Origin of the sequence: Helicobacter pylori (assembly GCF_014497725.1) — a bacterium.
GTDB lineage: Bacteria > Campylobacterota > Campylobacteria > Campylobacterales > Helicobacteraceae > Helicobacter > Helicobacter pylori_DE.
Genome location: NZ_JACTGF010000006.1, coordinates 17,036 through 43,150 on the forward strand (window position 1 = coordinate 17,036; position 26,115 = coordinate 43,150).

Below are 26,115 nucleotides of genomic sequence, written 5' to 3' on the forward strand. Positions count from 1 at the left end.
AACTACCTTAAAGCGCAAACGCTACCGAATTCTTTTTGAGCGACCTTAGCAATGTAGGCGATTTCATTATCGTTAAGGTTTTCAACGCTCGCTTTTAAATACCTTTTGATTTGCTCAATCTGGCAACCCACTAGCTTGATTTTCACCACAGCCACCTCCGATTTTAAATTCGTGTAAGTGTCGGCCACTTGAATCTTAGTCGCTAGGTAATTATAGATAGCGTAGCTGATACTCGTAGTCGTTTGCTCAGACTCATGGAATTGCTCCATGAAGCGTTTTTTATACTTCATCATGATTTCATGAAAAACCACGATCAAGCTCAATTTAGCGTTTAAAGCCGCTTGCTCAATCCCTAAATATTTATTATTAACAGGGATATACGCCACGCCCATTTCTTCATAGGGGACTTTAGGGTCTTCAAAAACCCAAGCAGGAGCATCAGATAATTCTGATTTCATGCCCTTTAAATCAGATACTAAAATCCCATCATCTCTTAAAATACTCTTAGCGCTTAATGAAACGCTTGAAAACACCCCTAAAAGAGCGATTAAAACCATTCTTTTAAACAAAATGCCACTCCTTAATTTAATTTTGGCTTTGATTATAATTAAAAAGTTTTTGATTTCGTTTAATCACAACCAAGTAATTGCATCAACTTTTGATTTTCTTGATTTTTGGCTCGCTTCTGCCACCCTCTTGCCCAAAGCGATCAAGCATGCGATTTTAGGCTTATTGATACGCTCTTCTAAAACTTCGCCCACTTTTAAAGGATCAAAGCCTCCAATAATGCAACTATCCAATCCCATTAAGCTCACGCCCATGCAAATTTGCCCCACAGCGATATAGCATTGCTCTAAAATATAGCTTTCTAATCTTTGCATGCTGTGGTTGAATCTCACGCCAAGCATTTGAGCAAAAGAGGGGATCACTCTAGCCTTATAAGACTCCGAGTAAAGGTTTTGCATGTAGTGGCCATGTGGTAACAACTCGCTAGGCTTTAAAGAGCATACCACCATTAACGCTGAAGCGCTTTTAATCATCTCTTCATTGAAATAGCTGTGTGCTGCAATTTGTTTTTTTAAATCCTTATCAGTAACTATCACAAAATGCCATGGCTGCGTGTTGTAAGAGCTTGGCGATAGTCTGGCGATTTCAGCGATTTCTTCTAATTCTGTGCTAGAAAACTCATAATGGCTATCAAACATCTTGCAAGAATGGCACTCGTTCAGTAATTGTCTTCTTTTTTCGTGATCCAAAAATTTCATTGATTTTCCTTTATTTTTTTAGAATTCTTCGTAGCATACAATAAAATCCCTAACGAAACAATTACCATAAATAAGCTTAAAATCTGCCCCATGCTCAAATTTAAAAAATAAACCCCCATTTGGCTATCTGGCTCTCTGTAAAATTCCGCAATAAAGCGCATCAAGGAATACCCCAAACCATAAACCACAATCAGCAACCCATGCGTTTTGGTGTGTTTTTTAGCCCACATCACCATTAAAAACACGACAACCCCCTCTAAAAACGCTTCAATCAACTGGCTGGGATAACGCAATTGATTATCCACCATAATACCAATGATTTGCCCTAAATGGCTGTCTTTGGGGACAATTCTCCCAAAAAGCTCCTGGTTTAAAAAATTCCCAATCCTCCCAAAAACATACCCTAAAGGCAGGCTAATCGCAATCAAATCCAAATAAATCAAAAGCTTTTTCAAATCCTTACGGCTGTAAAGATACGAAGCGATCAAAAACCCCACCAACCCCCCATGATAGCTCATCCCACGAATGCCTACAAAATTCCCATGGCTATCAAAAGGGTTAAAGATTTGCCAAAAATGCGTCAAATAATAGCTGGAATTAGGCTCATAAATGAGAATGTATCCTATCCTTGCCCCTAGCACAATGCCAAGCTCCGCCCATAAAAAATAACTCTCAAATTCCTTCCTTTCAATGGGGAATCGCTTGGGGTCTTTTTGGATCATTCTTAACGCCATGTAAAATGCGATAACAATCGCACACGCATACGCCAAACCATACCAATGCACTTCAATACCGCCAAGACTAAAAGCGATAGGGTTAAATTGATCATAAATCGTATTCCAAGCGTTCATAATCAATCCTTAAATTTCAAATTCTTTAGGGGGGATCGCTTCAAATTCATACCCTAGCAGCGCGATTTTATGCGCATGGAGCATCAAGCGTTTGGCTGAACCTGGCTCATTATTATAGAGCGTATCGCCTATAATGGGGTGGTTGATGTGCTTTAAATGGACTCTGATTTGGTGGGTTCTTCCGGTTTTGATTCCCACTTTTAAAAGGGTTTTTTTATTGATGATTTTTAAGGGCGTGATGATTGTAACCGCTTCTTGCCCTTTTTTAGAGATTTTACTGAAAGCTTTAGTGGTTTTAATCGTGAGAATGGGGGCGTTGATTTCTCGCTCTTCTTCTATGATGCCTTGAACGATCGCTAAATACTCCTTTTTAAGCGCCCTGTCTTTAAAAGCCTTTTTAGCTTTTAAGTGGAATTCTGAGTTTTCTTTCACCAATAAAATCACCCCGCTTGTTTCTTTATCCAAGCGGTGCAACAAAACCCAACCTTTGAAAAAAGAAACCAGATCATAGCTCTCTATAAAGGGGGGTTTAAAAAGGGCTAGAATGTTTTCATCTTCAAAAATCACGCTGGGTTTTTCAACCTTTTGGACGCTAAAGCGTGTGTTTTGGGGCAATTCTTTTCTGGCGATGCTCAATTTCTGCCCCCCTACACTCACTAACCCCAAATCAATCAAAGCCTTGGCTTTTTTATGCGAAATGTTTTCTTGAACGCTCAATATTTTATAAGCTTTTTCCATGTTTATCCTTTTTAATGTTTAATCAATGCGAGCAATTCGTTTAAATCATGCCCATTGTCTAAAAAACGCGCCACGCCTAAATTTTTGTAATCTAAAAGAGCGTCTAACAGATCCTCTTTTGGAACGATTTTATAAGGCTTGATTAATTCAAACAACGCCACCTGGTTGAAAAGATATTCCCCTGTGATTAGGCGTGCATTAAAAAACGCCGGCTCTAAAGGGTTATGCCCCCCCATTTTGACAAACGAACCCCCTAAAATGACAATGTCTGCGATCGCATAGAAGTTATTCAATTCCCCCAAGCTATCCACTAACAAAATATCGCATTCCACAAAACCCTTTGAAGAAAAACACTCCAAACTAAAAGGCGTCGTTTTTAAAATATCTTGCAACAAATTTTGCACGCTTTTAAAACGCTCGGGGTGGCGCGGCACAACAAAAAGTCTTGCGTTTTTAAAAGTCTTTTTGAACTCCAAAAACGCTTTTAACCCTAATTCCTCTTCGCCCTCATGCGTGCTGGCTAAAACAATGTTTAAAGCGTTTGGGTTTTTAGGGTAAAACGAAGTGATCACAGGCTTTGAAAAACGCTTGATATTCAAAAAATCCACCACTTTTTTTGCCCCTAGATTCAACAAGCGCTTTTGATCGTCCTTGCTTTGCGCTAAGATCAAATCAATGCGTTTGAATAAAAACGCATAAAAGAAAGAAAAACGCTGGTACTTGGGGTAAGAACGAACGCTGATCCTAGCGTTAATGAGCATGGTTTTTGCCCCTAATTTTTGAGCCGTATCAAACACATTAAACCACAATTCCGCTTCTGTAACCACCAAAGTTTTTAAGCGTTTTAAGTTTTTTTCCCATGCAAATAATAAGGTTTCAAAAGGCAGGTAACGCACTTCTATGTGTTGAAAATGCTGATAAGTTTGAGCGGCTAATTCAAAGCCGGTATTAGTGGTAACGCTAATTAAAATCGGCTCTTTTAAAGCTTGAATGATCGGCTCTAAGGATTTGACCTCCCCATAAGAGCATGCATGAAACCAAAAAATCGGCTCGCTTTTTAAAAGATTGTCTTTGAGAAAAAAACGAGCCTTTAAAGAATGGCGGTATTTTTCCTTAAAACTCCAAAAAAAGATGAAAGGCGTGCAAAAAAGATGCCCCAAAGTTAAAAATAAAAGGTAGAAAAACTTAAACAATCAAACTAATTCTTGGCTTTCTTCTTGACTTTCTTTTGGTTGGCTTTCTTTTGGAGGTTGAGCGTTACTTTCATACGCGCCCTCAGCGTATAAAATACGCCCGCAATACGGGCAAGTGATCATATCCCCACTCGTTAGCACTTCGGTATAAATCTTATCGTTTAGTCTAATAAAACAACCCCCACAAGCCTGTTTTTTGATCGTTACGATGCTCGTGTTTTTCGCCCATCTTCTAATCCTTTCATAAAAGCTATAGATTTTAGGCTCGGTTTTTTCCACGAGTTCTTCTTTCTTTTTGAAGATGATCTGTTGGGTTTCTTTGATGTTTTTAACTTCGTTTTCCACTAAGTTTTCCAATTCCAGTGCTAATTTTTCAAGCTCTAGCATTTCTTTTTTCAAATCCTCTTGTTTTTCGCTTTTGTGCTTGATTTCATTTTGCAGGTTTTCAATTTCTCTGTTGGCTTGGTTGGATCGCTCTTTAGCAATATCTTCTTCAATGTTTAAAGAGCGCAATTCCCTTTCGGATTTGATCTCGCTCATTTTCTTTTGGATACTGGCGATTTTAGCGTTCGTGTCTTGTAGGGTTTGCTCGTTTTTAGAAACCTGTAATTTTAGGGCTAATTTTTCCTCTTCTAAATTCAAAATCGCTTTATTTTTAGCTTCTTTATCATTCAAGGCCTTATCCAAGTCTTTGCGTTTTTCTCTGATCAACGGCTCTAAGGAGTCAATCTCTTTATCCAAATGCGAAATTTCAATCAATTGTTTGAGGTGGGTGTTCATCGCTTTCCTTTAAATGATTTGCAAGGGGTCTTTAAAGTTCTCTATTGTAACCAAATAATTAAAAGAATGCAAAATTTCAGCCACAATCAGCGCAAAACCCCTTTCGCTATAATAATGCGTGGCGTCAATCAAGCTTATCCCTAAAGATTGAGCGATCATAGCGTCATGGTATTTCACATCGCCTGTAACTAAACAGCTTTGCGCTTTTAAAGAAGAGAACATGGACGCTCCCGATCCGCACACAAACGCTAGATCTTTAATCATTTGAGAACTTTTGACGCATGCTAATTTTCCCACCCCTAAAGAAGCTTTGATTTTTTTCACCAACGCATCAAATTCTATATTAGCGTTTTCTTTCACCAACATAAGGCCTTTTTCTATCAAGCCATCAAACCCTAAAAGCGCGCTAGCGAAATGCTTGTTTAAATGCGTTTTGTCAAAATTCGTGTGCATGCTGATGACTGAAATGTTTTTTTGGATTAAGATTTTTAAAATATTCCCCGGATAAGCCTCATAATTTAGCGTTTTTAAGGGCTTGAAAATTAAAGGGTGGTGCGTGATGATTAGGGCGTTTTGTGGCGCGTTTAGAGCGATTTCAAGCGTGATTTCTAAACATGCGACAATCTCGCCAAACTCGCTATTTTCACTCCCCACATTCAACCCACTATTATCCCACAATTCTTGGAGTTCAAAAGGCGAAAGGCGATTCAAAACTTCTAACACTTCCCTAACTAACGCCATTTTAAGCCTTTGTTAAAGCGTTTTTTAAACGCTCTTCTCTTTCTTCTTCTTGCTCTTTATAAAGAACGGTGCACCCTTTGGCTAAATCCCTAATCTGTAAAATATAATTTTGCCTTTCAGCCACCGAAATCGCCTTTCTGGCGTCTAAAATATTGAAAAAATGCGAGCATAGCATCACGAAATCATAAGCCGGTAGTGGGAGCTTATTTTCTAAGCAATGCAAGGCTTCGGCTTGAGCGTTTTTAAACATTTCTAATAGCCTTGTTACACTCGCTATTTCAAAATGATACTTGCTGAATTCGTATTCGCTTTCTAAATGCACTTGCATATAACGCACGCTTTCATTATCCTTTTTATCCCATTCAATCTCTAGGATATTTTCCACTTTTTGGACATACATCGCTAATCTTTCTAAGCCGTAAGTGATCTCCACTGGGATAGGGCTGCAAGGAATGCCCCCCACTTGCTGGAAATAAGTGAATTGCGTAACTTCCATGCCATCAAGCCACACTTCCCAGCCAAGCCCCCATGCCCCTAAAGTCGGACTCTCCCAATTGTCTTCTACAAATCGTATATCATGCTCATTAAGGTTTATCCCTAACACTTCCAAGCTTTTTAAATAGAGTTCCTGGATATTAGAAGGGCTGGGCTTGATGACCACCTGAAATTGGTAATAACTCCCCAAGCGGTTAGGGTTTTCCCCATAGCGCCCATCAGTAGGCCTTCTAGAGGGCGCGACATACGCCACATTCCACGGCCTTTTATCCAAACTCCTTAAAAGCGTGGCCGGATGGAATGTCCCCGCTCCTGCAGGAATATCATAAGGCTGGATCACCAAACAGCCTTGATCTTTCCAATACTCTTGTAATTTTAATAATAAACTTGAAAAATCTTGCATGCTCTCTTTCCTTTTAAGCGCGTCTGATCAAATCGTTCATGCTCTCTAGCACACTCTTACCCTTTAAAAGCAAGGCTAGTTCGCTCGCAATGGGCGTGTAAATGCCGTATTTTCTAGCGATTTCCACAATGGCGTTGGTCGTTTTCACCCCTTCAGCCACTTCGCCCAATTCTTCTAAAACCATCTCTAAAGGCTTGTTTTGGGCTAGCCCCAAGCCCACACGATAATTCCTAGATAAAATAGAATTAGCGGTTAAAAACAAATCTCCAGCCCCAGAAAGCCCTAAAAAAGTCTCTGTCTTGCCCCCAAAAAACGCCCCAAAGCGTTGCATTTCCACTAAACCACGAGATAATAAACTCGCCTTAGCGCTATTGCCTAATTTCAAGCCATCACAAACCCCCCCCGCAATGGCTATCACGTTTTTATACGCCCCAGCGATTTCACCCCCTATAATGTCTTGTTGGGCGTAGGCTCTGATAAAAGAGGGGGTTTTATTGGCAAATTCTAGCGCTAAAGCCTGATTATTGGAATGGATGACTAACGCACAAGGCAAGCCCTGAATGATTTCAGCCGCAAAACTAGGGCCGGCTAAAAAACACAAAGCGTTAGGATCGATAAAATCCTTTGCGATCTCGCTCACAAACGCCTTGTTTAACACCTCTATCCCTTTAGAAGCGATTAAAACCTTAGCGTTTTTGGGTAAAGAAGCGTTTTGAAACCATTCCCTTAAGTGCTGCACGCTAATAGCGATGACATAGAGCGCTGCTTTTAAGCCTCTTTCTAAATCCACTTGCTCTATGGGGGCAGAACCTTTAGAAATCAAGGCGTCATTGAGCTTTTTTAGCGGCTCGTTTAAATCCCGCCTTGAAATGATTTTAACTTCATTCTTTTCTCCAAAAGCAAAGGCTAAAGCCCTCCCCCACGCCCCGCCACCAAATACTGCAATTTCCATTAAATTCCTAATCTCATTGATTGTAAAACTCACCATTTTACAATAATAAGTTTAAAATAGCCCTTACATTCAAAACGCTGTCTTTGATTAAAATATATACATATTAAATAATATTTTAAAATTAAAAAGCGTTAAATTAGTTGTTTCTCAATATATCTCATTACATCGCCCACATTGACGATTTTTTCCGCTTGCTCATCAGGAATCTCAATGCCAAACCTTTCTTCTAACGCCATGATCAATTCCACGATATCTAAAGAGTCCACACCTAAATCCTTCACAAATTTCGCTTCTGGCGTAACTTGTGATGCATCTATGTTCAACTGCTCAGCAATAACTGCCTGAATAGTTTCAAATAAATTCGTATCATTCGTATTGAAAGCTTTATTGTTATTTTGTTGATTTTTTGATCTCCTCCACTCCCGCAAATTATTTTGAAGCTCCTCGTCGTTTAAGTGGTTTTGATAATCTTCATTAGCTTTCTTTGTATTCCCTAAGCGTTTGCAAATTTCTTAAAGAATAATCTAATTGGAGCAGTTTATTATCATAATCCATGCTATCTCTTTCTTTTTGGATTTCTTCTTGGCTCAAATCATACCAATCCAAATAAAACAAACTGCGATCCCTAAAATACAGCACCATTTTTTTGATTTCTTCAAACTCTCTGTAGTTTGCTTCTTCGTCCTCTTCGTCGTCGTTTTGTTCTTTGTATTTTTCCCAAGTGAAAGCGCTCACACGATCAAAAACCTTATCAACGCTTTCTTTAAACAAGCCAATCACTTCATTCAATCGCGCTAAATTCTCTCTTTTGGATCGCTCTTGATCGGAAAATTCGTTGTTGAGCGATTTAATTTTATTAAAGGTAGCATCGTTGAAATCATCAAAGCCTTTTTCCATCAAATCCAGTTTGACAGAATGCAAAGTCTTTTGGTAGCGTTTGAATCGGTTAGCGTCTTGATTAATAGCCTTTTCATACATCCGATGCACCTCGTATAAAGATTCTAAAATTTCGTTTTGTTTCTCGCTCCTTTGATTTAATTTCATTAGAAATTTCTCAAGCGAATTGAAAACATGGCTTTTTTCACTGAACTCTTTAATTTCTAGATACCTTGTAGCACTGTAAGCGCAAATCCCCAAAAACTCAATACCATGATCTTTTAAAGTTTCTCTAATTTTAATAGCGACTTCTTCTAACTGGCTTTTGGTGCGCCTATCAGCCCTACTCAATACGATAAAAACCTGCTTGCCTTCTTCGTATAAATCTTGCAAAAACTCTAAATCATCGCTTTCAATACCCCCACGCTCGCAACTGATAAGCCATAGAATGTGTTTAGCGTGCTTTAGGTATTCTTTAGAGGCTTCTTTGTCCCCACCCGTATAGCCTTGATTGCCGGGGTTATAGCCAGGCGTGTCTATGAAGCATAAAAATTCAAAAGGCACGCTAGGAGCGATCAAAAGCATGAAGGGCATGATCTCTTTGAGATTAAAGCCAAGGGATTCTAAAAACTGATGGTCAAAAGCGAGATGGGGTAATTCCACCATACCCCCATTTTGAGAAAACCCCATTAAAACTTCTCTTTTACCCTTTAGGCAATAAGTGGGGATAGCTGTGGTGGGTTTCATGTCTTCAGGGAGTTTTAATTTCAAACCCAACAAGTTGTTTAAAAAAGTGGATTTGCCCGCGCTAAACCCTCCCCCCACCGCAACGATGGTTTTTTGGAACAAACTAGGGTAGCTCGCTACTAATTGCAATTCTTTTTGGATTTCTTGGAGCGTCAGTAACGCTATTTCCTTTTCTTTGAGCGAATCCACGCCGCTAGCGAACTCTAAAAACTCGTTGTCTAAGACGCTCTGGTATTCTTCTAGCCCTTCATTGCTTGTTTTGGCGTTTAAAATACGAGCGATTAGATCGTAGCGTTCTTTTAAACCCTCTGTATTGTGGTGGTTTTCAGCCTTGCTATTGTCACTAAAAATACCATTAAAAAAATTAATCATTAAATCCCCTTTAAAGCCTTGATTTGAGCGTCTAATTGAGCGATGGATTGTTCTTTGTTTTGCGCTTGATTGTGCAAGTCTTGCATGTTTTTTAAGCGTATCGCTAGCGAAGTTTTGCTTTTTTAAATTCTCTCTTAAACCTCCGATGTAGCCTTTCACATCTTGTTTAGCCTCAGCTTCAAAACCTCTCGCATGATTTTCCACGCTTTGTATGAAAGCATTAGCTTCATCGCCTTTTAAAAAGCCCGTTTTCCCCCTTATCTCGCCAGGAAGCTTATCGGCATAATCAAACTCTTTAAATTCAATGGAATCTAAAACAGCTTTCACGCTTTTTTTGAAAGCCACCTCATCAATCAAATCATCAGAGATGATTTCGCGCAATTGAGAAAAGACTTTAGCGTAGAGTTCTTTTTTGAAAACGACTTTAAAAGAATCAGCACTGTCATTCAAAGCGCTTTCGCAGCGTTCATGCATCTCTGTTAAATAATCAAGCACCGCTCCGGCTTTAATGGTTGCTCTTGTGCGTTCTACTTCATTATAGCCCCAATCTTTTTCACCAACAACGCTACCAAAAAATCTTGCCCAACCTCCCAAACCGCCTTGCTTCACTCTTTCAGTGTAACGCTCTACTCCCTCTTCGTTTTGAGCACCCACCTTAGCCGTTTGAATAGCTTTCGTTAAGGTTTCATTCAAGCCATCTCTAGTGTTTTTGATGAAATGAAAAATAAATTCTTCATACGCTTCCTTAAATCCTGTTTCAATGTTACCAGAGAGGTTTTGATAAGCCTCTATTTGCTTTTTAATCGCGCTCATATCAGCGTTTTTAACCCTCTTTTTTTCATCTTCTAGGTCTTTTAATAACTGCGTGATCAAATTATGGAGGTTGTTCGCTTGGCTCTGTGTATAATCTTGTAATCTTTGAGAAATGATTTTTTCTTTCCTTTGAGCGGCTTTTTTTAAACGCTCTTCAATCGCGCCCATATTGCTTAAAAACAATAAGCTTTCTTCAGACTTATCATCGCTACTAAAAGCGTCAGGGTAAGAATCTTTTAAATTCCGTAAGGCATTGTGATACTCTTCTGTTTTTTGGCTTCTTTCCCAAGAAGCTTGGTTGTTGAAATCTTTGTGCATGCTAAAGCAAACCCCTGAAGCCAAAATGACGCCATTTTTGATTGCTTTTTCAAAAACCTCTCGTTGGTTAGGGTAGTTTTGAATCAATTTTCCCATGATATTATTTAATTGAGATGAAAGAGATTTTTGCGCGTTTTCTAAGGCTGTAGGGAGGTGTTGGTTGGATTTTCCCACTTCACTCATAGAAAGAACGGCGCTGTCGGCTTGGCTTGCCACAAAATAAATTTCTTGAAGGCCTTCTTTATGAGAAACCCTATCAAACAAACTCATATCGCTATCTGTTAAAAACTGATTAGAAGGGCTTATGATAAACACCACATCGCAATCTTTCAATAAGGCTTTGGTGCGCTCTTCTCTGGAAGCGATGGGATCATTCACTCCTGGGGTGTCAATCACTTCCAAATCTTTAAGATTGGGGTTATTCAAAGAAATTTGCACCGCTTTAGTTCAGGGCATATACTTCCCGTCCGCGCCCACGAATTGGAGCAATTTTTGATTCAACTCTTGTAAGCTGTTGGCTTGAATGCGCGGATCTAAGTTTTTCGTGTTGAGCGATCCGCTTTCTTTCATTTTTTCGCATTGATCGTATGATGAAACGAGCTTTGTGTCCTTTTCTAACTCGTTTTTAGCGATCCTTTCAGCCCTTTTCACTATTTCTTCATCGCTTAAAATATTCTCTTTGGGCGCTGCTTCAGTGTTTTTGTTTCTGTTAAGCATGTTGCCAAGATTCTTTAATCCCTCTTTAGCCCTGTTTGAAAGACTTTGTTTTTCTTTTTGCTTTTTGACTTCTTCATCAACAATCCTGTTAAACTCCCTTACATACCTTTCATGTTCGTTTTTAAGCTCCAAAATATCCTTTTGGCTATAAAACTCCACTTCAGTGCTCAGGGTATTGGCGTATTTTAAAACAGTGAGACTAGCGGTCATGGGCGTTGCCGCTTTGGGTAAAACCTCTACACCCTCAAAAATCAAAGCGTTTAAGAGCGAGCTTTTACCCGCTTTCACGCGCCCGATGATACCGACTTTAAGATCCCTATCTTCAGCCTGCATTTCTTTTAGCGTTTTCTCTAACTCTTCGGCTTTAATCACAGAGTTATCGCTCATAAAAGACTTCGCTTTTTCTTGCAAGCCTTGTTCTTGTAGCGTTTTTTCAATTAAAGCGCTTTTTTTGATGAGTTCTTGCGCGTTCATTATTGATCCTTTAAATATTGTTGTTCTAGATCGCTTAAAGCGTTGATCTTGTTTTCTAAGATTTGTTTTTGACTTTCTAAATCGTTAAGGTGTTTTTCTTTTTCCTTTTGAGCGAGCGCGATTTCTTGTCTTTTATGCGTGATTTCTAATTCGCACCGATCTTTTAAACCTTTTAGGGAATTTTCCAAGCATTCATTAAACAAGCCCGGTAAAACTTTTTTAAGCTTGTATTGAACCTCTGGTATCACTTTGACTTCAATCAGATTTTCTAATTTCGCCCGCTCTTTTTCCTCATTTCTAAAGAATGAAGCGATGATATTAGGCAACAAAGTCAATAAATCTTTTAAAAGAGGTTTTAACCCTTGCAAGATCAGCGCGAAGGGTCTTGTAACCGGGTTCTTGGCTAAAATCACGCTTAAGGCGTTGATCCCTAATTCAAGGCTATGCTCTACATTTACAGAAAAACCGCTAGAAAGCTGCGTGTTGTTCAAGCTTGCAAATTCCGCGCAAAAATCTTTTGAAAAAGAAAGGTTGATCTTTTCAATCTCTAATTTAGCGTTTTTGATCAAGCTTTGTTGCATGATGCTTTCTATTTCGCTATTGAACTCGTTAGGCTTGTTGATTAAAGAGGCTAAATAGGATTTTTGCTCCCTGACCTCTTCTATGACTTTTTTAACCACCGATCCCACAGCCACGCTAGAATATTCTTCTTCTAAATTAGCCCTTAATTTTTCATAGGTTTTTTCAATGTCTTTAACGCTCAAATCCAAAGCTTGTATTTCTTCTAAAGCCTTTTCTTTGGAGTAATCAAAGCTTTCCATCACGCTTTTTAGGCTGTTTTGTAACTGGGAATTTAAAAACTTCAATCGTTTCAAATACAAAGCGCTAAAAAGCTTTTCAGCGTCTATTGTATCCGCTACCTCTAAAAGGGCGTTATTGTCTTTATTGGAATAAATAAGACGCGTTGTCAAATCAAGGTGATCTTGGATTTGATCTTGAATGTAGTGAGAGATTTCTCCCACTTGCGAGGGCGTCCTCAAATTCGTTTTACTCAAAATAAAGCTAAGGCCTTTGTCAAACTCTAAAAGGTTTTTCAATTCCCTAACCATGCGTTTAGTGAGGTTGCCCTCTTCTACGCTTGTGAGGATGACAAAATGCACGCCTCTTTCCAAATATTCCAAAATGGCATGGGTGTGGCTTGAAATGGGGCTATCAAACCCAGGCATATCCACAAACACTAAAGGCACACTATCTTTTAGGGCTTCATTATTCAAATAAACCTTAAGGTAGGAATACTTCGTGGCGTTGTCTTTAACCACCTCAAAACTTTGCTCATTCAGTTCAAAACTCTCTGTTTTTTCATCATTGTTTGAAAAAGCCTCTATGCGTTCGTTAGCGCTATAGTGCAACTCAGTGGCTAAAGAAGTCTCTGGCGTGATACCGGTAGGCAAAACGCTACTGCCTAAAAAGCGGTTTAATAGTGTGCTTTTCCCTGCGCTAAAATTCCCCACAACGGGTATCACAAGTTGTTGTTTTTGAACGCTTGCTAAAAGCGTGGAGCATTCTGTTTTATCGATCTCCACTTCTTTTAAAACTTCTAAAACCTGTTCTAAAAACTCCACAAAATTTGTCTGTGCGCGTAAAATCATTACCAATCCTTTAAAATTAAAAATTAAAATCTAAACAAGACGCAAAAATCCCTAAAAATCCCTAAAATATAGATAGGGTTTATATGGGTATGGGTTTATATGGGGGTGAAAAGATAAAACGGCTGACTAGAGAGAGAGAGAGAAAGAAAGCGAATTTTTAAGAATAATCATCATTACAAACTCCTAGCACCATTTAATGGTGGGTATTATACTTGATTTTTCACAATCAAAACTAAAAAACTCAAAAATATTAAAGAGCTTGATTTTAATCAAGCGATAGCTTATAAAAAGCGGTCTTGGGGGGTTAGGGGGATTTTAAGGGGGTTAAGGGGGGTATTATCGCAAAATACCCCCATATCCCCTTAAGAGAATGAGTTTCAAAAACAGAGTAACTCAAACCCCATTTTTTAAAAAAGTTAAAAATTTTAGTTATTGGCATTTAATGAAAAACGCCATGCGTTTTACAACCCATGCGTTTGAGAATAAAACAATTTCATTTCTTTAGAAGCGAACTGATTTTTTAACGCTTGGGCTAGAGGTAAAGCGACTTCCTCGCTTAAAAAAAGCTTGAATTTAGCGTAGTCTTTACGCCCACTCACCTGCTCTTTTTGGCTTAAGAGCAATGAAGAAGCGGCGTATTTATAGCATTCCACATAAAAAAAATCATCAAAGCCTTTTTCAAATAAATAATCTATTAAAGCGTCTTTCAAGCAAATATCAATATAAATTTCTAAAGCTAGCATGCGAAATCCTTCAATTCAAACAATTTTAATCTTTTTAGCGATGAGCATGAACATTGGCGGTAATAAGAGTAAGGTTAAAGCGCTTGAGGTAACTAAGCCCCCAAGCACCACGATCGCTAAAGGCTTTTGGACTTCAGATCCCACGCTATGAGAAAATAATAAAGGTATCAAACCCAAACCGGCAATGCAAGCGGTCATTAAAACCGGCCTCAAACGCCTTTTAGCGCCCAATAAAACGCATTCTTCTACGCTTTTTCCTTGCAAGAGAAGCTCTTTAAAATAGCCTATCATCACCACGCCATTTAAAACCGCAATCCCAAAAAGAGCGATAAAGCCCACGCTCGCTGGCACGGAAATATACTCCCCTACCGCAAACAACGCAATAAGGCCTCCGGTAACTGCAAAAGGGATATTCAAAAGAATGAGCAAGGCTAAAGGAATGCTTTTAAAAGTGAAAAAAAGAATGAAAAAAATCGCTAAGATGCTTAAAGGGATAACGGTAGAAAGCCTTTTATTGGCCCGTTGCTGGTTTTCAAACTGCCCCCCATAAGTGATATAGTAGCTAGAAGGGAGTTTGATGTTTTGAGCGATCACTTTTTTAGCTTCTTCTACGAAAGAATTTAAATCGCGCCCCACCACATTACTGCGAACCACGCTCATGCGCATTGAATTTTCACGCACAACAGAAACAGGGCCATCCACTTCTTCAATTTTAGCGATAGAAGTGATAGGCACTAAAACGCCATATTTTGAAGTCAAGGCTAAACTTTTGATTTTAGTGATAGAGCTTGCAAAATCGCTCTCTTGGCGGATCATCACCGGAGTGCGTGAAATCCCTGTAGGGATCACATCCACAACTAAGCCCTCTAAAGCGGATTTTAAAAACTTGGAAAATTCATCGCTAGTGATCCCCACATCCGCCATCGCTTCTTTATTAGGGGTTACATACAAATAATTCACGCCCTCATTGAGCGTGGTTAAAACTTCACTAGATCCTTTAATCCCTTTTAGAGCTTGCGCGATTTGAAAACTCAATTTGTTCAATTCGCTAATATCATCTCCAAAAATCTTAACCGCTAAATCCCCCCTAACCCCTGTAAGCATTTCAGAAATCCTCATTTCAATGGGTTGGGTGAAAGAAAAGTTAATCCCCTTAAAGTCTTTTAAAGAATCCATGATTTTTTCTAATAATTTCTCTTTGGTTTTAACGCTCCATTCTTTTTTAGGAATAAAGGAAATAAAAGTATCGGTTTGATTCAAGCCCCCTAAATCCAGCCCCAATTCATCGCTCCCTGTGCGCGCGACAATGCTTTTAACTTCCTTGACATGCTTTTTAATCGCGCCCTCAATGTTCAACATGAGATCCCTAGATTGATCTAAAGAAATAGAAGGGGTGGTTTCCACGCTCAAAACCACATCGCCCTCATCTAAAGCGGGCATGAAATTCTTCCCCACAAAAGGGAATAAAGAAAGGCTTGCGATTAAAAAAACAAACGCTCCTAAAATCACTTTTTTAGGGTTATGCACAAAAAATTCCAATAAAGGGGCGTAGATTCTGTTTAAAAACCTCGTTAAAAAGGTTTCGCTATGGGGCGTGGCTTTTAAGACAAGAGAGCTCACTACAGGAATGATAGTGATGGATAAAACTAAAGTACCTAAAAGTGCATACACAATGCTTTGCGCTAAAGGCCTAAACATCTTACCCTCTAACCCCTGTAAGGTTAGAATCGGCACAAAAAACACCATAATAATCACCACCCCGCTCACCACTGAAACAGCGATTTCTTTGCATGAACGATAGATTGCATGGAGTTTAGTGGTCTTAGTGTTAGCGCTCAATTTTTCAAAAGCGTTTTCCACCACCACCACGGCTGAGTCAATGAGCATGCCTATAGCGATAACCAACCCCCCTAAACTCATCAAATTTAAAGTCAGATCGCTAAACTTGATAAAAATAAACGCCACGGACAAGCTTAAGGGTAAGATCACCCCTACAGCCACGCTCGCCCTCAAATTCCCTAAAAATAAAAAAAGCGTGATGATGATTAAAACAACGGCTTCAATGAGGGTTTTAGAAACGGTGGCAATGGCTTTTTGCGTGAATTCTGAACGATCATAAAAAACATTAATGGAAACGCCGCTCGGTAAAAAGGGTTTTAATTCCTCTAGTTTTTGATACACTTGAGTGATGATTTCTTTGGTGTTAGCGTCTTTTAAAGAAAGCACCAAGCCCTCTGTGGTCTCACCCACGCCATCTTTAGTAACAAACCCCAAACGGGTGCGAGACTGGCTGATGACTTTCGCAAAATCCTTAATGTGCAAATGCCCTAAATTAGTGGAAACGGTGATTTTTCCAATGTCTTCTAAACTCAAAGAAGCGGTTTGGATTTTGACTAAAAAGGTTTCGCCATCTCTATCCACGCGCCCCGCTCCGCTGTTTCTTAAATTCACTCTTACGGCCGATTCTAAATCAGAAATACTCACCCCAAGCCTTGCCATGTCATTAAAATCCGGTACGATCACAAACGCTCTGCTAAAGCCTCCAATAGAATTGACATCTGCTACGCCGCTAATCATTCTTAATTGCGGGCGGATCACAAAGTCTAAAAGCTGTCGTTTTTCTATTTCGGTGATATTGCCATCAATAGTGAACATAAAGATGTCTGACAACGGCGTAACAATGGGCGCCATGCCCCCTTCAACCCCCACGGGCAAATCTTTCATCACGCTGCTCAAGCGTTCATTAACAATGTTTCTCGCTAAATAAATATCCACGCTATCATCAAAATCTATCGTGATGTCTGAAATAGAATATTTTGAAATACTTCTTAAAGATTTTTGCCCTTTCAAGCCTAAAAGCTCCAATTCTAAAGGGCGCACGATGTTGTTTTCCATTTCTTCAGGGCTAGAGCCAGGGAGTTTTAAAATGATTTTAACTTGAGTGGGCGAAATATCCGGGAAAGCGTCCACTGGAGTGTTGATAAAACTATAAGTCCCAAAAAATAAAATAAGAATCGCGCCAACAATCACAATCACCCGCTGGCGTAAGGAAAATTCAATGATAGAAGCGAGCATCATTCCTCCCCTAAATTGTTGATCATGCCTTTTAACCCTATCAATGACCCCACTGCCACGCTGTCATTAGGGTGTAAATTTTGAGCGTTCACGATAAAAATCTTGCTGCGCTCTTCTAAAACTTGAACCACCACAGGCCTAAAACCTTTAGGCGTCCTCACAAACACCAGGTAATCCTTCCCGTTTCTGATTAAAGCGTTTGAAGGGATTAAAACCGAGTCTTTAGGTTGAGAGCCTTGAATATACATTTCTACCATTTCCCCCACATGGTAATTGCCCTCATCTAATAAAGCGGTGGCTAAAATCGTGTTAGAGCCTTTGTCTAACACCACCGAAACGCTTTGGATCTTTCCGATTTTTTCCCCCTCTTCATTATAGACCGGCGAATCCCTTTTAATGGTTTTAGAAACGCCTACAGGCAATTTGATTTGAGCGATCAAATCATCGCTTTTTGAAATACGCACGTAGCTAGTGAAAGCTAAAATCTTCTCGCCCACATTTTTAGGTGCTAACGCTAAAAGACCGCCATCTCTAGCCACAATCCTAAAACCATACTGCCCTTTAGGGTTTTTAGGATCCACGCCAAAGCTTTTGAAAGTGGATTCTAGTTGATTGACTTTTAAGCCCATTTCTTCACTGGCTAGAAAGCTCGTTTGATACTCCCTTTTAGGAATGACACCGGCCCTATAAAGCTCTAAATCTTTTTTAGTAATATCTTTAGCGATTTTTAATTTATTTTGGTTGTTTTGCAATTCAAAATACAAATTGCTCAAATCAATAGAGCTCACTTCACAGATCGCATCTCCAGCCTTCACCTGCTCGCCCTCTCTTTTATAAACCGCAACCACAGACGCATCAAAACTCAAACTCTGCACTACAGAACTTTTACTATCAAAATCAATATAAGCGTTAAAAGGAAGCCCTTTACTGAAAATTTCTTTATCTAATTTAATCACCTTTAACCCCATGGGTTGCAAGTTTTTTTCTTCTAAAACAATTTCTGGATACTCTTTGGCTTCCAAAAAAACACCCAAAACGCCCATTAACATAAGCCACCATAACGCCCGCTTCAATGCAATTCTCCTAATCTGGTCAAACTCTCCCCTAAAGTCTCTTCTAAAAGCGCGCTAATATCAATGTATTCAATCTTAGCTTCCGCTAGAGTGATGAGAGCGTCCATGTAAGAATTTTGATAAATCAAGTATTCAAAAAGCCCGATTTTTTGGGCTTCATAAGCGATACGCCCCATTTCCATCAAACGCTTCTTATTGGCAATGGCTTCTTTTTGGGTTTCAATGTATGCTTCTTTGGTTTTGAGCTGGTTTAAGTAGGAGTTGGCGTTGATTCGTATGTTTCGTTTCATCACTTCATTTTGCGCGAGCGTCCCGCTTTGCAAATCCAAGAATTTACGCTTTTGATAGATATTTTTAGGCGTTACCGGCAAAGGGATATGCACTTCTATAGAAAGATTAGTGGAAGAGTTATAGCTTTCAGAGCCAATCCCAAATTCAAATGCATTAAACACGTCTCTATTGGCCAGTTTCGCATTCACTTGATAATCTTTAGCCGTCAAATCCAAAATATCCACATACAACGAGCGATCCAATTTGAACTTTAAAGCTTCAGGTTCTAAGCGCACGTATTCAAAATCCAAACCGATCACCTTGACATCATGCAAATGGTCTAAATAAGTGTCAAAATGCGCCCCCTCTTTGACCGGCTCCACAATCGCAAGCATCGTGTCTAGCATTTTTTCTAAATCTATGAGTTTGGTTTCCACATTGGTTTTAGCGAGTTTGGATTCCAAATAAGAATTATTGAAGTTGATATAATCCTTTTCGCTCATGCTGCCGGCTTTGACTTTTTCTTTAGCGATTTTGAGCTGCGAATAAAAGTTCGCTTCCCGTTGCGCATACACCTGATACTTTTCCTTAGTCATCACATAAGTCAAATAAAGGCGTTTAGCGCCAATAAAAGCGAGATTTTTATTCAATTGATAGCTTTTATCGTATTGAATGGTTTTGATAGAAAGGCTTTTGGATAAAAGCGAACTCACCCATGGGAGCTTGGGTCTTACCATTAAAAGGGTTCTGGGCTGCGCTTCTATAATGCCTTGGAAGTTTTTCACCATAGAGGTTTCATTATAAATATAGGGGAAATCCCACGCGTTCACGGAGCGTTGCTCATTCAAACGGCTTTTAAAATCGGCTTTTTTGCCGATCAGCTCCATTGAATTAATTTCTACTTCTTTAAAAAACTCTTGTAGGGTAAAGATTTTCGCATCAAGCACACCCGCACCGCTTATTAAAAAAGCTACCCCCAAACAAAAACGCTGGACTTTGCGTTTGACAGCATTAAATCGCAATTTCTTTAATATCCCCAATTTCTAAGAAACTTTGATACACGCCCCACAAGAAATTTTTACGATTTTTTTGGATTTCTATATCTTTATCCATGACTAACACGCTTTTAAAATATTCTTCTAAAGGCGCATGCAAACCAAAATAAGCTTCTATTTTGCTATCCAAACTCTCAAAAGCGCTTGTTTTGATCGCATTGAACACTTCAAAAAGGGCATGCTCTTCTGGTTCTTTGAAAAGACTCGTAGAAAACCCGCTTGATTCGTTAGGGTTTCTGTCTTTATTGATATTGGCTAAGCGTTTGAAAGCGCTAAAAAGCAGCTCTTTTTTTTGAGCGTTTTTAGGATCGTCTAAAAAGCGTTTTAAGGCTTTGACTTTCTGGATGATTGTAACAATGTCTCGCTCGTTGGTGTTTAACACGCTTCTTATAATAGAGGGGTTACAATCTATTAAATTATGAAAGCGTTCCAGTAAAAACTTTTCTAAAATTTCTAAATCAAAGCTTTGATAAACGCCCACTTTTTCAAAGAGATTTTTTAAATCCGCTTTCAAATCAAATTCCAACCCGTAATGCGCGATGATTTTCAATAGCCCAAAACTCAAGCGCCTCAAAGCAAAGGGATCTTTAGATCCGCTAGGGATTTTACCCACGCTAAAAAGAGAAAACAAGCTGTCTAATTTCAAGCTCAAAGCCACGATCGCGCTAAAAACACTAGAGGGCAAGGGGGCGTTTTCGCTTGCGGGCAAATACTGCTCTTTCAAGCTCAAGGCGACTAACTCGTTTTCATTTTGTTTTAAAGCGTAGTAATAGCCCATGATCCCTTGAAGCTCGCTAAATTCATACACCACTTCACTGAGTAAATCCGCCTTAGCGACTTGAACGGCTCGGCTAATTAACTCAAGGGCTTTTTCTAAAGGCATGTTTAAAGATGGAGCGTATTTTTGCGTCAAGTATTGGGCGATGGTTGATTCGCGCTCCATTTTGTCCTTTAAAGTCCCTAAACCTTGCACAAAAACCACGCTCTCTAAAGGAGCGTTATCTAAAGGCTTTTTGAGATCGTTTTCATAAAAGAAAACCGCATCGCTCAAACGGGCTTTTAAAACCTTTTGATTGCCTGCAATGATTTTTTGCTTGTCTTTATTGATAGCGTTACTCACCACAATAAAGCCGTTATGCAATGTTGGGCTTTCTTCTTGGCTTTTTTGACAAAAGGTTGCAAAATAGCGCTGGTTTTCTTTCATGGAAGTGGTGATGATTTCACTGGGTAATTTTAAAAACGCCTTGTCAAACTCCCCTAAAAGCGCGCTGGGGTATTCCGTGATCGCTACAACCTCATCTAATAAATCCCTATCTATTTCTACGATGATGTGGTGCTTTGTTTCTAGCTCTTTAATTTCTTGTAAGATTTTAGCTTCGCGCTTTTTAGGGTCTAAAATGACATGGTTTTTTTCTAAAACTTCAAAATACGCTTTAGGGCTATCCACTTCAATAAAATCAAAACCCTCTTGTCGGTGCGCTTTGGTGGCTTGCTTGGTTTTAAAACCATACTCTTTAACTTCAATATCGTTAAAATTTTCCCCATTAAACAACACGCAAATATTATAAATGGGTCTGATAAAGCTTTTTTCCACATTACCCCAACGCATAGACTTCCCGAAATTCAAACCCTCTAAAAACTCTAACACAATGGGCATGATCAGATCTTTTGTGGGCTGTTTGGCGTGGATTTTAGCGTGATAAAGCACTTCCTTATTGTTTTTAAACGCCGTTTGGAAATGCTGGTGATCCTTTAGTCCTAATTTTTGATAAAACCCTAAACCTAGAGCGTTCAACCCTTGCGTTTTATCTTGGTGATTGCATGCGATTTTAACCGGAGGCCCAAAAAATTCCTCTTTAGTTTCTTGGGTTAAAAGAGGAAAGTCTTTGATAAACAAACACAAGCGCCTAGGGGTGTAAAAAACCTCTATATTTCCCACTTCTAAAGCGTGCTTTTGAAAAAGAGCGTGGAGTTTTTTAGGCATTTCTTTATATTCATTCAACAACGCTTGCGCGGGCAATTCTTCAACTAAAATCTCTACTAACAATTCATCTGAATGCAAAATCTCAATTCTCCCTAAAAAACAAAATCACTTTTAAGACTAAATCATGTTAGAATTATACTTGAATTTATTTTTAGTTTAGTTTATTTTTTAAATACAAAAGGTAGGCGTTTTGAAACATTTGACCCCACTCACTCACACCCTTTTTAAAGCCTTATGGCTAGGTGCAACCTTAAGCACATCTTTAAGCTTAGTTGCAGCAGAAAGCCCCACTAAAACAGAGCCTAAGCCCGCTAAGGGGGTTAAAAACAAGTCCAAATCGCCCGTTACTAAAGTCATGATGACCAATTGCGACAACCTTAAAAATTTTAACGCTAAGCAAAAAGAAGTCTTAAAAGCCGCTTATCAATTCGGCTCTAAAGAAAATTTAGGCTATGAAATGGCAGGCATCGCATGGAAGGAGTCATGTGCAGGGGTTTATAAAATCAATTTTTCGGATCCGAGTGCTGGCGTGTACCATTCTTATATCCCAAGCGTTCTAAAAAGCTATGGGCATAACGATAGCCCCTTTTTGCGTAATGTGATGGGGGAATTGCTCATTAAAGACGATGCGTTTGCTTCTGAAGTGGCTTTAAAAGAGTTGCTCTATTGGAAAACACGCTACCATGACAATCTAAAAGACATGATTAAATCTTACAACAAGGGCAGTCGTTGGGAAAAAAACGAGAAGTCTAACGCTGATGCTGAAAAATATTACGAAGAGATACAAGACAAGATCAGGCGTTTGAAAGAATCTAAAATCTTTGATTCGCAGTCTAGTAATGACCAAGAATTGCAAAAAAGCGCTAATAGCAACCTAGATTTAGACCCTATCGGCAACGCCATGCCCCAAACTTTAGCCGCCCAAAAATCTCAAATAGAAAAATCTCAAACAGAGGAAACCCAAGCAGAGAAATCCCAAGAAATGAAAGAGGCAACTAGCGAGCAAACAGCCAACAAGCCAGAAAAAGCAAAAGATAAACCCATGTATTTGGCTCAAATCAGTAGTGCTGATTTCACACCCGCTAAAAAAAGCCCCAAAAAACCGGCTAAAGCGAATCCAAAACGCTCCTCTAAGAATAACATTAAAAATAATGTAAAAAGCAACACCAAAACCGCTTCCAAAAGTAAAGAAGTGTGCAAAAATTGCTCTCCAGGGCAAAGGAATGCGATTTTAGCCAACCACATCACTCTCATGCAAGAGCTTTAAAAAGTCCTAAAAATGGCGCAAAAAACTCTTTTGATTATCACTGATGGCATTGGGTATCGTAAAGATAGCGATCATAACGCTTTCTTCCATGCCAAAAAACCCACTTATGACTTGATGTTTAAAACCTTGCCCTATAGCCTGATTGATACGCATGGCTTGAGCGTGGGCTTACCTGAAGGGCAAATGGGGAATTCTGAAGTGGGGCATATGTGTATTGGGGCTGGTAGGGTGCTGTATCAGGATTTAGTCAAAATTTCTTTAAGCCTTCAAAACGATGACTTAAAAAACAACCCCGCTTTTTTAAACACGATCCAAAAAAGCCAAGTGGTGCATCTTATGGGTTTGATGAGCGATGGGGGCGTGCATTCACACATTGAGCATTTTATCGCTCTGGCTTTAGAGTGTGAAAAATCCCATAAAAAAGTCTTTCTGCATTTAATCACCGATGGGCGCGATGTGGCTCCTAAAAGCGCTTTAACTTATTTAGAAACCATGCAAAATATCTGCAATGAAAACATTCAAATCGCTACCATAGGCGGCCGTTTTTATGCGATGGATAGGGATAATCGCTTTGAAAGGATTGAACTTGCGTATCATAGCTTAATGGGGCTTAATCACACGCCTTTAAGCCCTAGCGAGTATATCCAAAGCCAATACGATAAAAATATCACCGATGAATTTATCATGCCCGCTTGTTTTAAAAATTATTGCGGCATGCAAGATGGTGAAAGCTTCATTTTTATCAATTTCAGGAATGATAGGGCTAGAGAAATCGTGAGCGCTTTAGGCCAAAAGGAATTTAGCGGCTTTAAGCGCCAAGCTTTTAAAAAACTCCATATCGCTACCATGACGCCTTATGATAACACTTTCCCCTACCCTGTTTTATTCCCTAAAGAAAGCGTTCAAAACACGCTCGCTGAAGTGGTCTCTCAACACAACCTGACCCAAAGCCATATCGCTGAAACTGAAAAATACGCGCATGTAACCTTTTTCATCAACGGCGGAGTGGAAACGCCTTTTAAAAATGAAAACCGAGTGCTTATCCAAAGCCCTAAAGTTACCACTTATGATTTAAAGCCTGAAATGAGCGCTAAAGAAGTAACCCTTGCGGTGTTAGAGCAAATGAAACTAGGCACGGATTTGATCATTGTGAATTTTGCCAATGGCGATATGGTGGGGCATACAGGGAATTTTGAAGCGAGTATTAAAGCGGTAGAAGCAGTGGATGCATGCTTAGGCGAAATCCTTTCACTGGCTAAAAAATTGGATTACGCCATGCTTTTAACAAGTGATCATGGGAATTGCGAACGCATGAAAGATGAAAACCAAAACCCCTTAACCAACCACACCGCCGGGAGCGTGTATTGCTTTGTTTTAGGGGATGGAGTCAAATCCATAAAAAACGGAGCCTTGAACAATATCGCTAGCAGCGTGTTAAAACTCATGGGCCTTAAAGCCCCAGCAACGATGGACGAACCCCTATTTTAAATTAAAGGAAAAGAATGCAAATTGATGACACCTTATTGCAACGCTTAGAAAAATTGAGCATGCTAGAGATTAAAGACGAGCGTAAAGAAAGCGTTAAAGGCCATTTAGCGGAGGTTTTAGGCTTTGTGGAAAACATCTTCGCTTTAGAAACTAATGGGTTAAAAACAGATACAGAGCTATGCACCCCCTTAAGAGAAGACGAACCCAAAAGCCAACCCCACATCGCTAAAGAGATTTTAAGCCACAACAAACACAGCCAAGATCATTATTTCGTTGTGCCCAAAATCATTGAATAGGCTTCATTGAATAGGTTTTATTGAATAGGCTTAATATCAAGTGAAAAGCTTGATTTTTGAAATCAAATAGGCAGAAAAAAGCTATCGCTTGATTAAAATCAAGCTTTTTACATTTTATTTTTAAAAGCGCTTTCAGCTTTTTTTAACTCATCAAGAATTTCCACTAGCCCCGCAACCGCCTTTGTGATTTCTTCATGCGTGATAATATAAGGAGGCATGAGATAGATCGTGTTGTTTAAGGGGCGTAATAACAGACCTTTTTTTAGAGCTTTTTTAAAAACCGCTAAACTCAAACGCTCTTTGGTTTGAATAAAGACTTCAAAGGCAAAGACCATGCCCAAATGCCTTAGATTAGACACCACTTGTTGCTCTATCAAGTCTTTTAATGCCTTTTGGAGTGCGCTAAAAATAAACTCGCTCAAAGCCTTGTTTTTTTCAATAACATTTTCTTTTTCAAAAATATCCAGCGTGGCGTTCGCGCATGTGCATGCTAGGGCGTTTCCTGTGTAGCTGTGCGAATGCAAAAACGCTTTATTTTCTTCATAGGGAGCGTAAAATTGGTTATAAATTTCATTGCGGGTTAATAGCGCGCTTAAAGGCAAATACCCCCCGCTAATCCCCTTAGACAAGCATAAAAAATCAGGCTCAATCCCGCATTGTTCATAAGCAAACATGCTCCCTGTGCGCCCAAACCCGGTAGCGATTTCATCAAAAATAATGTGGATATTTTTTTGCTTGCACAATAAAACGGCTTGTTTTAAATATCTTGCACTATAAATATGTATATTCCCTGCACATTGCAAAAGAGGTTCTGCAATGAAGGCGCAAATTTCTTCACCATGTTTATCTAACAAACGCTTTAAAGCGTTCAAACTATTTTCTATCTCGCTGTCGTTTTTAGGCACGGGCGTGATGAGATTCTTGAGCAATAAGGGGGTGTAAGTGTCTTTATAAAGTTTCACATCGCCCACGCTTAACGCTCCCAAAGTCTCGCCATGATAGGAATTAGAAAGCGATAAAAAAAGCTTTTTGCGGCGCGTTTGGTTTTTTAAAAAATGGGCGTGATAGCTCATTTTCAAAGCGATTTCAATACAAGATGAGCCGTTATCCGCATAAAAGCATTTATCCATACCGGTGAGCTGGCAAAGCCTTTGAGAGAGCGTGATAATGGGCTTATGGCTAAAAGAAGCCAAAAGGACATGCTCTAAATTATCAATTTGATTTTTGAGCTGCTGGCTGATGTAGGCGTTATTATGCCCAAAAAGATTCACCCACCATGAGCTGATTAAATCCATGTAAGCGTTATCATTAAAATCATAGAGATAAATCCCTTGAGCCTTTTTAATGGGGATAATGGGGAAATTTTGATGCTCTTGCATTTGCGAGCAAGGGTGCCAAAGATACTCCAAATCTAAAGCGGCTAAATTTTCTTGAAAATTCATGTTAAAAACTCTCTATAATAAGGATAATTTTAATAACC

19 protein-coding genes and 2 pseudogenes are annotated in these 26,115 nt (G+C 39.3%); 3 read left to right on the forward strand and 18 right to left on the reverse strand.

Annotated elements, in window-relative coordinates:
- Positions 1–2: 2 nt before the first annotated feature.
- From H7N69_RS05395 to glyS, 17 genes and pseudogenes are all read right to left on the reverse strand, one after another.
- Positions 3–569 carry a hypothetical protein gene (locus H7N69_RS05395; RefSeq protein WP_187885040.1) on the reverse strand — a complete coding sequence of 189 codons (567 nt, stop codon included), beginning with the start codon at positions 567–569 and terminating at the stop codon, positions 3–5.
- Between the two features lie 63 nt (positions 570–632).
- A complete protein-coding gene (rdxA, locus tag H7N69_RS05400) occupies positions 633–1,265 on the reverse strand; it encodes an oxygen-insensitive NAD(P)H-dependent oxidoreductase RdxA (RefSeq protein ID WP_187885041.1) in 633 nt (210 codons plus the stop codon).
- On the reverse strand, positions 1,262–2,116 hold the full coding sequence (gene lgt, locus H7N69_RS05405) for a prolipoprotein diacylglyceryl transferase (protein WP_187885042.1): 855 nt from the start codon (positions 2,114–2,116) through the stop codon (positions 1,262–1,264). The genes rdxA and lgt overlap by 4 nt, the downstream gene beginning before the upstream one ends.
- Positions 2,117–2,125: 9 nt before the next feature.
- Positions 2,126–2,854: an RluA family pseudouridine synthase gene (locus H7N69_RS05410; protein ID WP_187885043.1), complete on the reverse strand. Its 729-nt coding sequence runs from the start codon at positions 2,852–2,854 to the stop codon at positions 2,126–2,128.
- Between the two features lie 11 nt (positions 2,855–2,865).
- Positions 2,866–4,047, reverse strand: coding sequence for a lipid IV(A) 3-deoxy-D-manno-octulosonic acid transferase (waaA, locus tag H7N69_RS05415; protein ID WP_187885044.1), 1,182 nt, complete (start codon positions 4,045–4,047; stop codon positions 2,866–2,868).
- Complete coding sequence (locus H7N69_RS05420; protein ID WP_001091772.1) at positions 4,048–4,827, reverse strand: zinc ribbon domain-containing protein; 780 nt, start codon at positions 4,825–4,827, stop codon at positions 4,048–4,050.
- Between the two features lie 9 nt (positions 4,828–4,836).
- Positions 4,837–5,568 (reverse strand): GTP cyclohydrolase I, encoded by a 732-nt coding sequence (locus H7N69_RS05425; RefSeq protein WP_187885045.1) that lies wholly within the window; start codon positions 5,566–5,568, stop codon positions 4,837–4,839.
- A 1-nt stretch (position 5,569) separates the two neighbouring features.
- Positions 5,570–6,466, reverse strand: coding sequence for a glycine--tRNA ligase subunit alpha (glyQ, locus tag H7N69_RS05430; RefSeq protein WP_187885046.1), 897 nt, complete (start codon positions 6,464–6,466; stop codon positions 5,570–5,572).
- 13 nt (positions 6,467–6,479) lie between these two features.
- Positions 6,480–7,418 carry an NAD(P)H-dependent glycerol-3-phosphate dehydrogenase gene (locus H7N69_RS05435; protein WP_025452062.1) on the reverse strand — a complete coding sequence of 313 codons (939 nt, stop codon included), beginning with the start codon at positions 7,416–7,418 and terminating at the stop codon, positions 6,480–6,482.
- A 131-nt stretch (positions 7,419–7,549) separates the two neighbouring features.
- A pseudogene (gene acpP, locus H7N69_RS05445) lies at positions 7,550–9,413 on the reverse strand (acyl carrier protein).
- Positions 9,413–11,735 (reverse strand): annotated as a pseudogene (locus H7N69_RS05455) (dynamin family protein). Before H7N69_RS05455 ends, acpP begins: the two co-directional pseudogenes overlap by 1 nt.
- The gene (locus H7N69_RS05460) at positions 11,735–13,384 is read right to left on the reverse strand and encodes a dynamin-like GTPase family protein (RefSeq protein WP_187885047.1); all 1,650 of its coding nucleotides are present in this window, start codon (positions 13,382–13,384) and stop codon (positions 11,735–11,737) included. The pseudogene H7N69_RS05455 and the gene H7N69_RS05460 overlap by 1 nt, the downstream one beginning before the upstream one ends.
- 461 nt (positions 13,385–13,845) lie before the next feature.
- Entirely contained in the window at positions 13,846–14,127 is a 282-nt protein-coding gene (locus H7N69_RS05465; protein WP_000880326.1) for a DUF3240 family protein, read from the reverse strand.
- Positions 14,128–14,142: 15 nt separating this feature from the next.
- Positions 14,143–17,202, reverse strand: coding sequence for an efflux RND transporter permease subunit (locus H7N69_RS05470; RefSeq protein ID WP_187885077.1), 3,060 nt, complete (start codon positions 17,200–17,202; stop codon positions 14,143–14,145).
- On the reverse strand, positions 17,202–18,251 hold the full coding sequence (locus H7N69_RS05475; protein ID WP_164997434.1) for an efflux RND transporter periplasmic adaptor subunit: 1,050 nt from the start codon (positions 18,249–18,251) through the stop codon (positions 17,202–17,204). Before H7N69_RS05475 ends, H7N69_RS05470 begins: the two co-directional genes overlap by 1 nt.
- A 20-nt stretch (positions 18,252–18,271) precedes the next feature.
- Positions 18,272–19,585 carry a TolC family protein gene (locus H7N69_RS05480; protein ID WP_187885048.1) on the reverse strand — a complete coding sequence of 438 codons (1,314 nt, stop codon included), beginning with the start codon at positions 19,583–19,585 and terminating at the stop codon, positions 18,272–18,274.
- On the reverse strand, positions 19,557–21,662 hold the full coding sequence (gene glyS / locus H7N69_RS05485) for a glycine--tRNA ligase subunit beta (protein ID WP_187885049.1): 2,106 nt from the start codon (positions 21,660–21,662) through the stop codon (positions 19,557–19,559). Before glyS ends, H7N69_RS05480 begins: the two co-directional genes overlap by 29 nt.
- A 112-nt stretch (positions 21,663–21,774) precedes the next feature.
- On the opposite strand from glyS, the gene H7N69_RS05490 reads away from it, so the two are divergent.
- The 3 genes from H7N69_RS05490 to gatC are packed head-to-tail and all read left to right on the forward strand — an operon-like array spanning position 21,775 to position 24,635.
- Positions 21,775–22,851 carry a hypothetical protein gene (locus H7N69_RS05490; protein WP_078293872.1) on the forward strand — a complete coding sequence of 359 codons (1,077 nt, stop codon included), beginning with the start codon at positions 21,775–21,777 and terminating at the stop codon, positions 22,849–22,851.
- A 12-nt stretch (positions 22,852–22,863) separates the two neighbouring features.
- Positions 22,864–24,339, forward strand: coding sequence for a 2,3-bisphosphoglycerate-independent phosphoglycerate mutase (gpmI, locus tag H7N69_RS05495; RefSeq protein ID WP_097681908.1), 1,476 nt, complete (start codon positions 22,864–22,866; stop codon positions 24,337–24,339).
- A gap of 14 nt (positions 24,340–24,353) precedes the next feature.
- Positions 24,354–24,635, forward strand: coding sequence for an Asp-tRNA(Asn)/Glu-tRNA(Gln) amidotransferase subunit GatC (gatC, locus tag H7N69_RS05500; RefSeq protein ID WP_001165303.1), 282 nt, complete (start codon positions 24,354–24,356; stop codon positions 24,633–24,635).
- A 107-nt stretch (positions 24,636–24,742) separates the two neighbouring features.
- Here gatC and H7N69_RS05505 read toward each other — a convergent pair whose 3' ends face one another.
- Positions 24,743–26,077: an adenosylmethionine--8-amino-7-oxononanoate transaminase gene (locus H7N69_RS05505; protein ID WP_187885050.1), complete on the reverse strand. Its 1,335-nt coding sequence runs from the start codon at positions 26,075–26,077 to the stop codon at positions 24,743–24,745.
- Positions 26,078–26,115 lie beyond the last annotated feature (38 nt).

What these genes read in the sequence shown, in the direction of transcription:
- H7N69_RS05460 (WP_187885047.1), bottom strand. Translation starts at nt 13,384, where the DNA reads ATGATTTTACGCGCACAGACAAATTTTGTGGAGTTTTTAGAACAGGTT.
- H7N69_RS05420 (WP_001091772.1), bottom strand. Translation starts at nt 4,827, where the DNA reads ATGAACACCCACCTCAAACAATTGATTGAAATTTCGCATTTGGATAAA.
- H7N69_RS05475 (WP_164997434.1), bottom strand. Translation starts at nt 18,251, where the DNA reads ATGTTAATGGGCGTTTTGGGTGTTTTTTTGGAAGCCAAAGAGTATCCA.
- rdxA (WP_187885041.1), bottom strand. Translation starts at nt 1,265, where the DNA reads ATGAAATTTTTGGATCACGAAAAAAGAAGACAATTACTGAACGAGTGC.
- H7N69_RS05425 (WP_187885045.1), bottom strand. Translation starts at nt 5,568, where the DNA reads ATGGCGTTAGTTAGGGAAGTGTTAGAAGTTTTGAATCGCCTTTCGCCT.
- gatC (WP_001165303.1), top strand. Translation starts at nt 24,354, where the DNA reads ATGCAAATTGATGACACCTTATTGCAACGCTTAGAAAAATTGAGCATG.
- H7N69_RS05435 (WP_025452062.1), bottom strand. Translation starts at nt 7,418, where the DNA reads ATGGAAATTGCAGTATTTGGTGGCGGGGCGTGGGGGAGGGCTTTAGCC.
- gpmI (WP_097681908.1), top strand. Translation starts at nt 22,864, where the DNA reads ATGGCGCAAAAAACTCTTTTGATTATCACTGATGGCATTGGGTATCGT.
- H7N69_RS05410 (WP_187885043.1), bottom strand. Translation starts at nt 2,854, where the DNA reads ATGGAAAAAGCTTATAAAATATTGAGCGTTCAAGAAAACATTTCGCAT.
- H7N69_RS05505 (WP_187885050.1), bottom strand. Translation starts at nt 26,077, where the DNA reads ATGAATTTTCAAGAAAATTTAGCCGCTTTAGATTTGGAGTATCTTTGG.
- glyQ (WP_187885046.1), bottom strand. Translation starts at nt 6,466, where the DNA reads ATGCAAGATTTTTCAAGTTTATTATTAAAATTACAAGAGTATTGGAAA.
- lgt (WP_187885042.1), bottom strand. Translation starts at nt 2,116, where the DNA reads ATGAACGCTTGGAATACGATTTATGATCAATTTAACCCTATCGCTTTT.
- H7N69_RS05470 (WP_187885077.1), bottom strand. Translation starts at nt 17,202, where the DNA reads ATGCTCGCTTCTATCATTGAATTTTCCTTACGCCAGCGGGTGATTGTG.
- H7N69_RS05465 (WP_000880326.1), bottom strand. Translation starts at nt 14,127, where the DNA reads ATGCTAGCTTTAGAAATTTATATTGATATTTGCTTGAAAGACGCTTTA.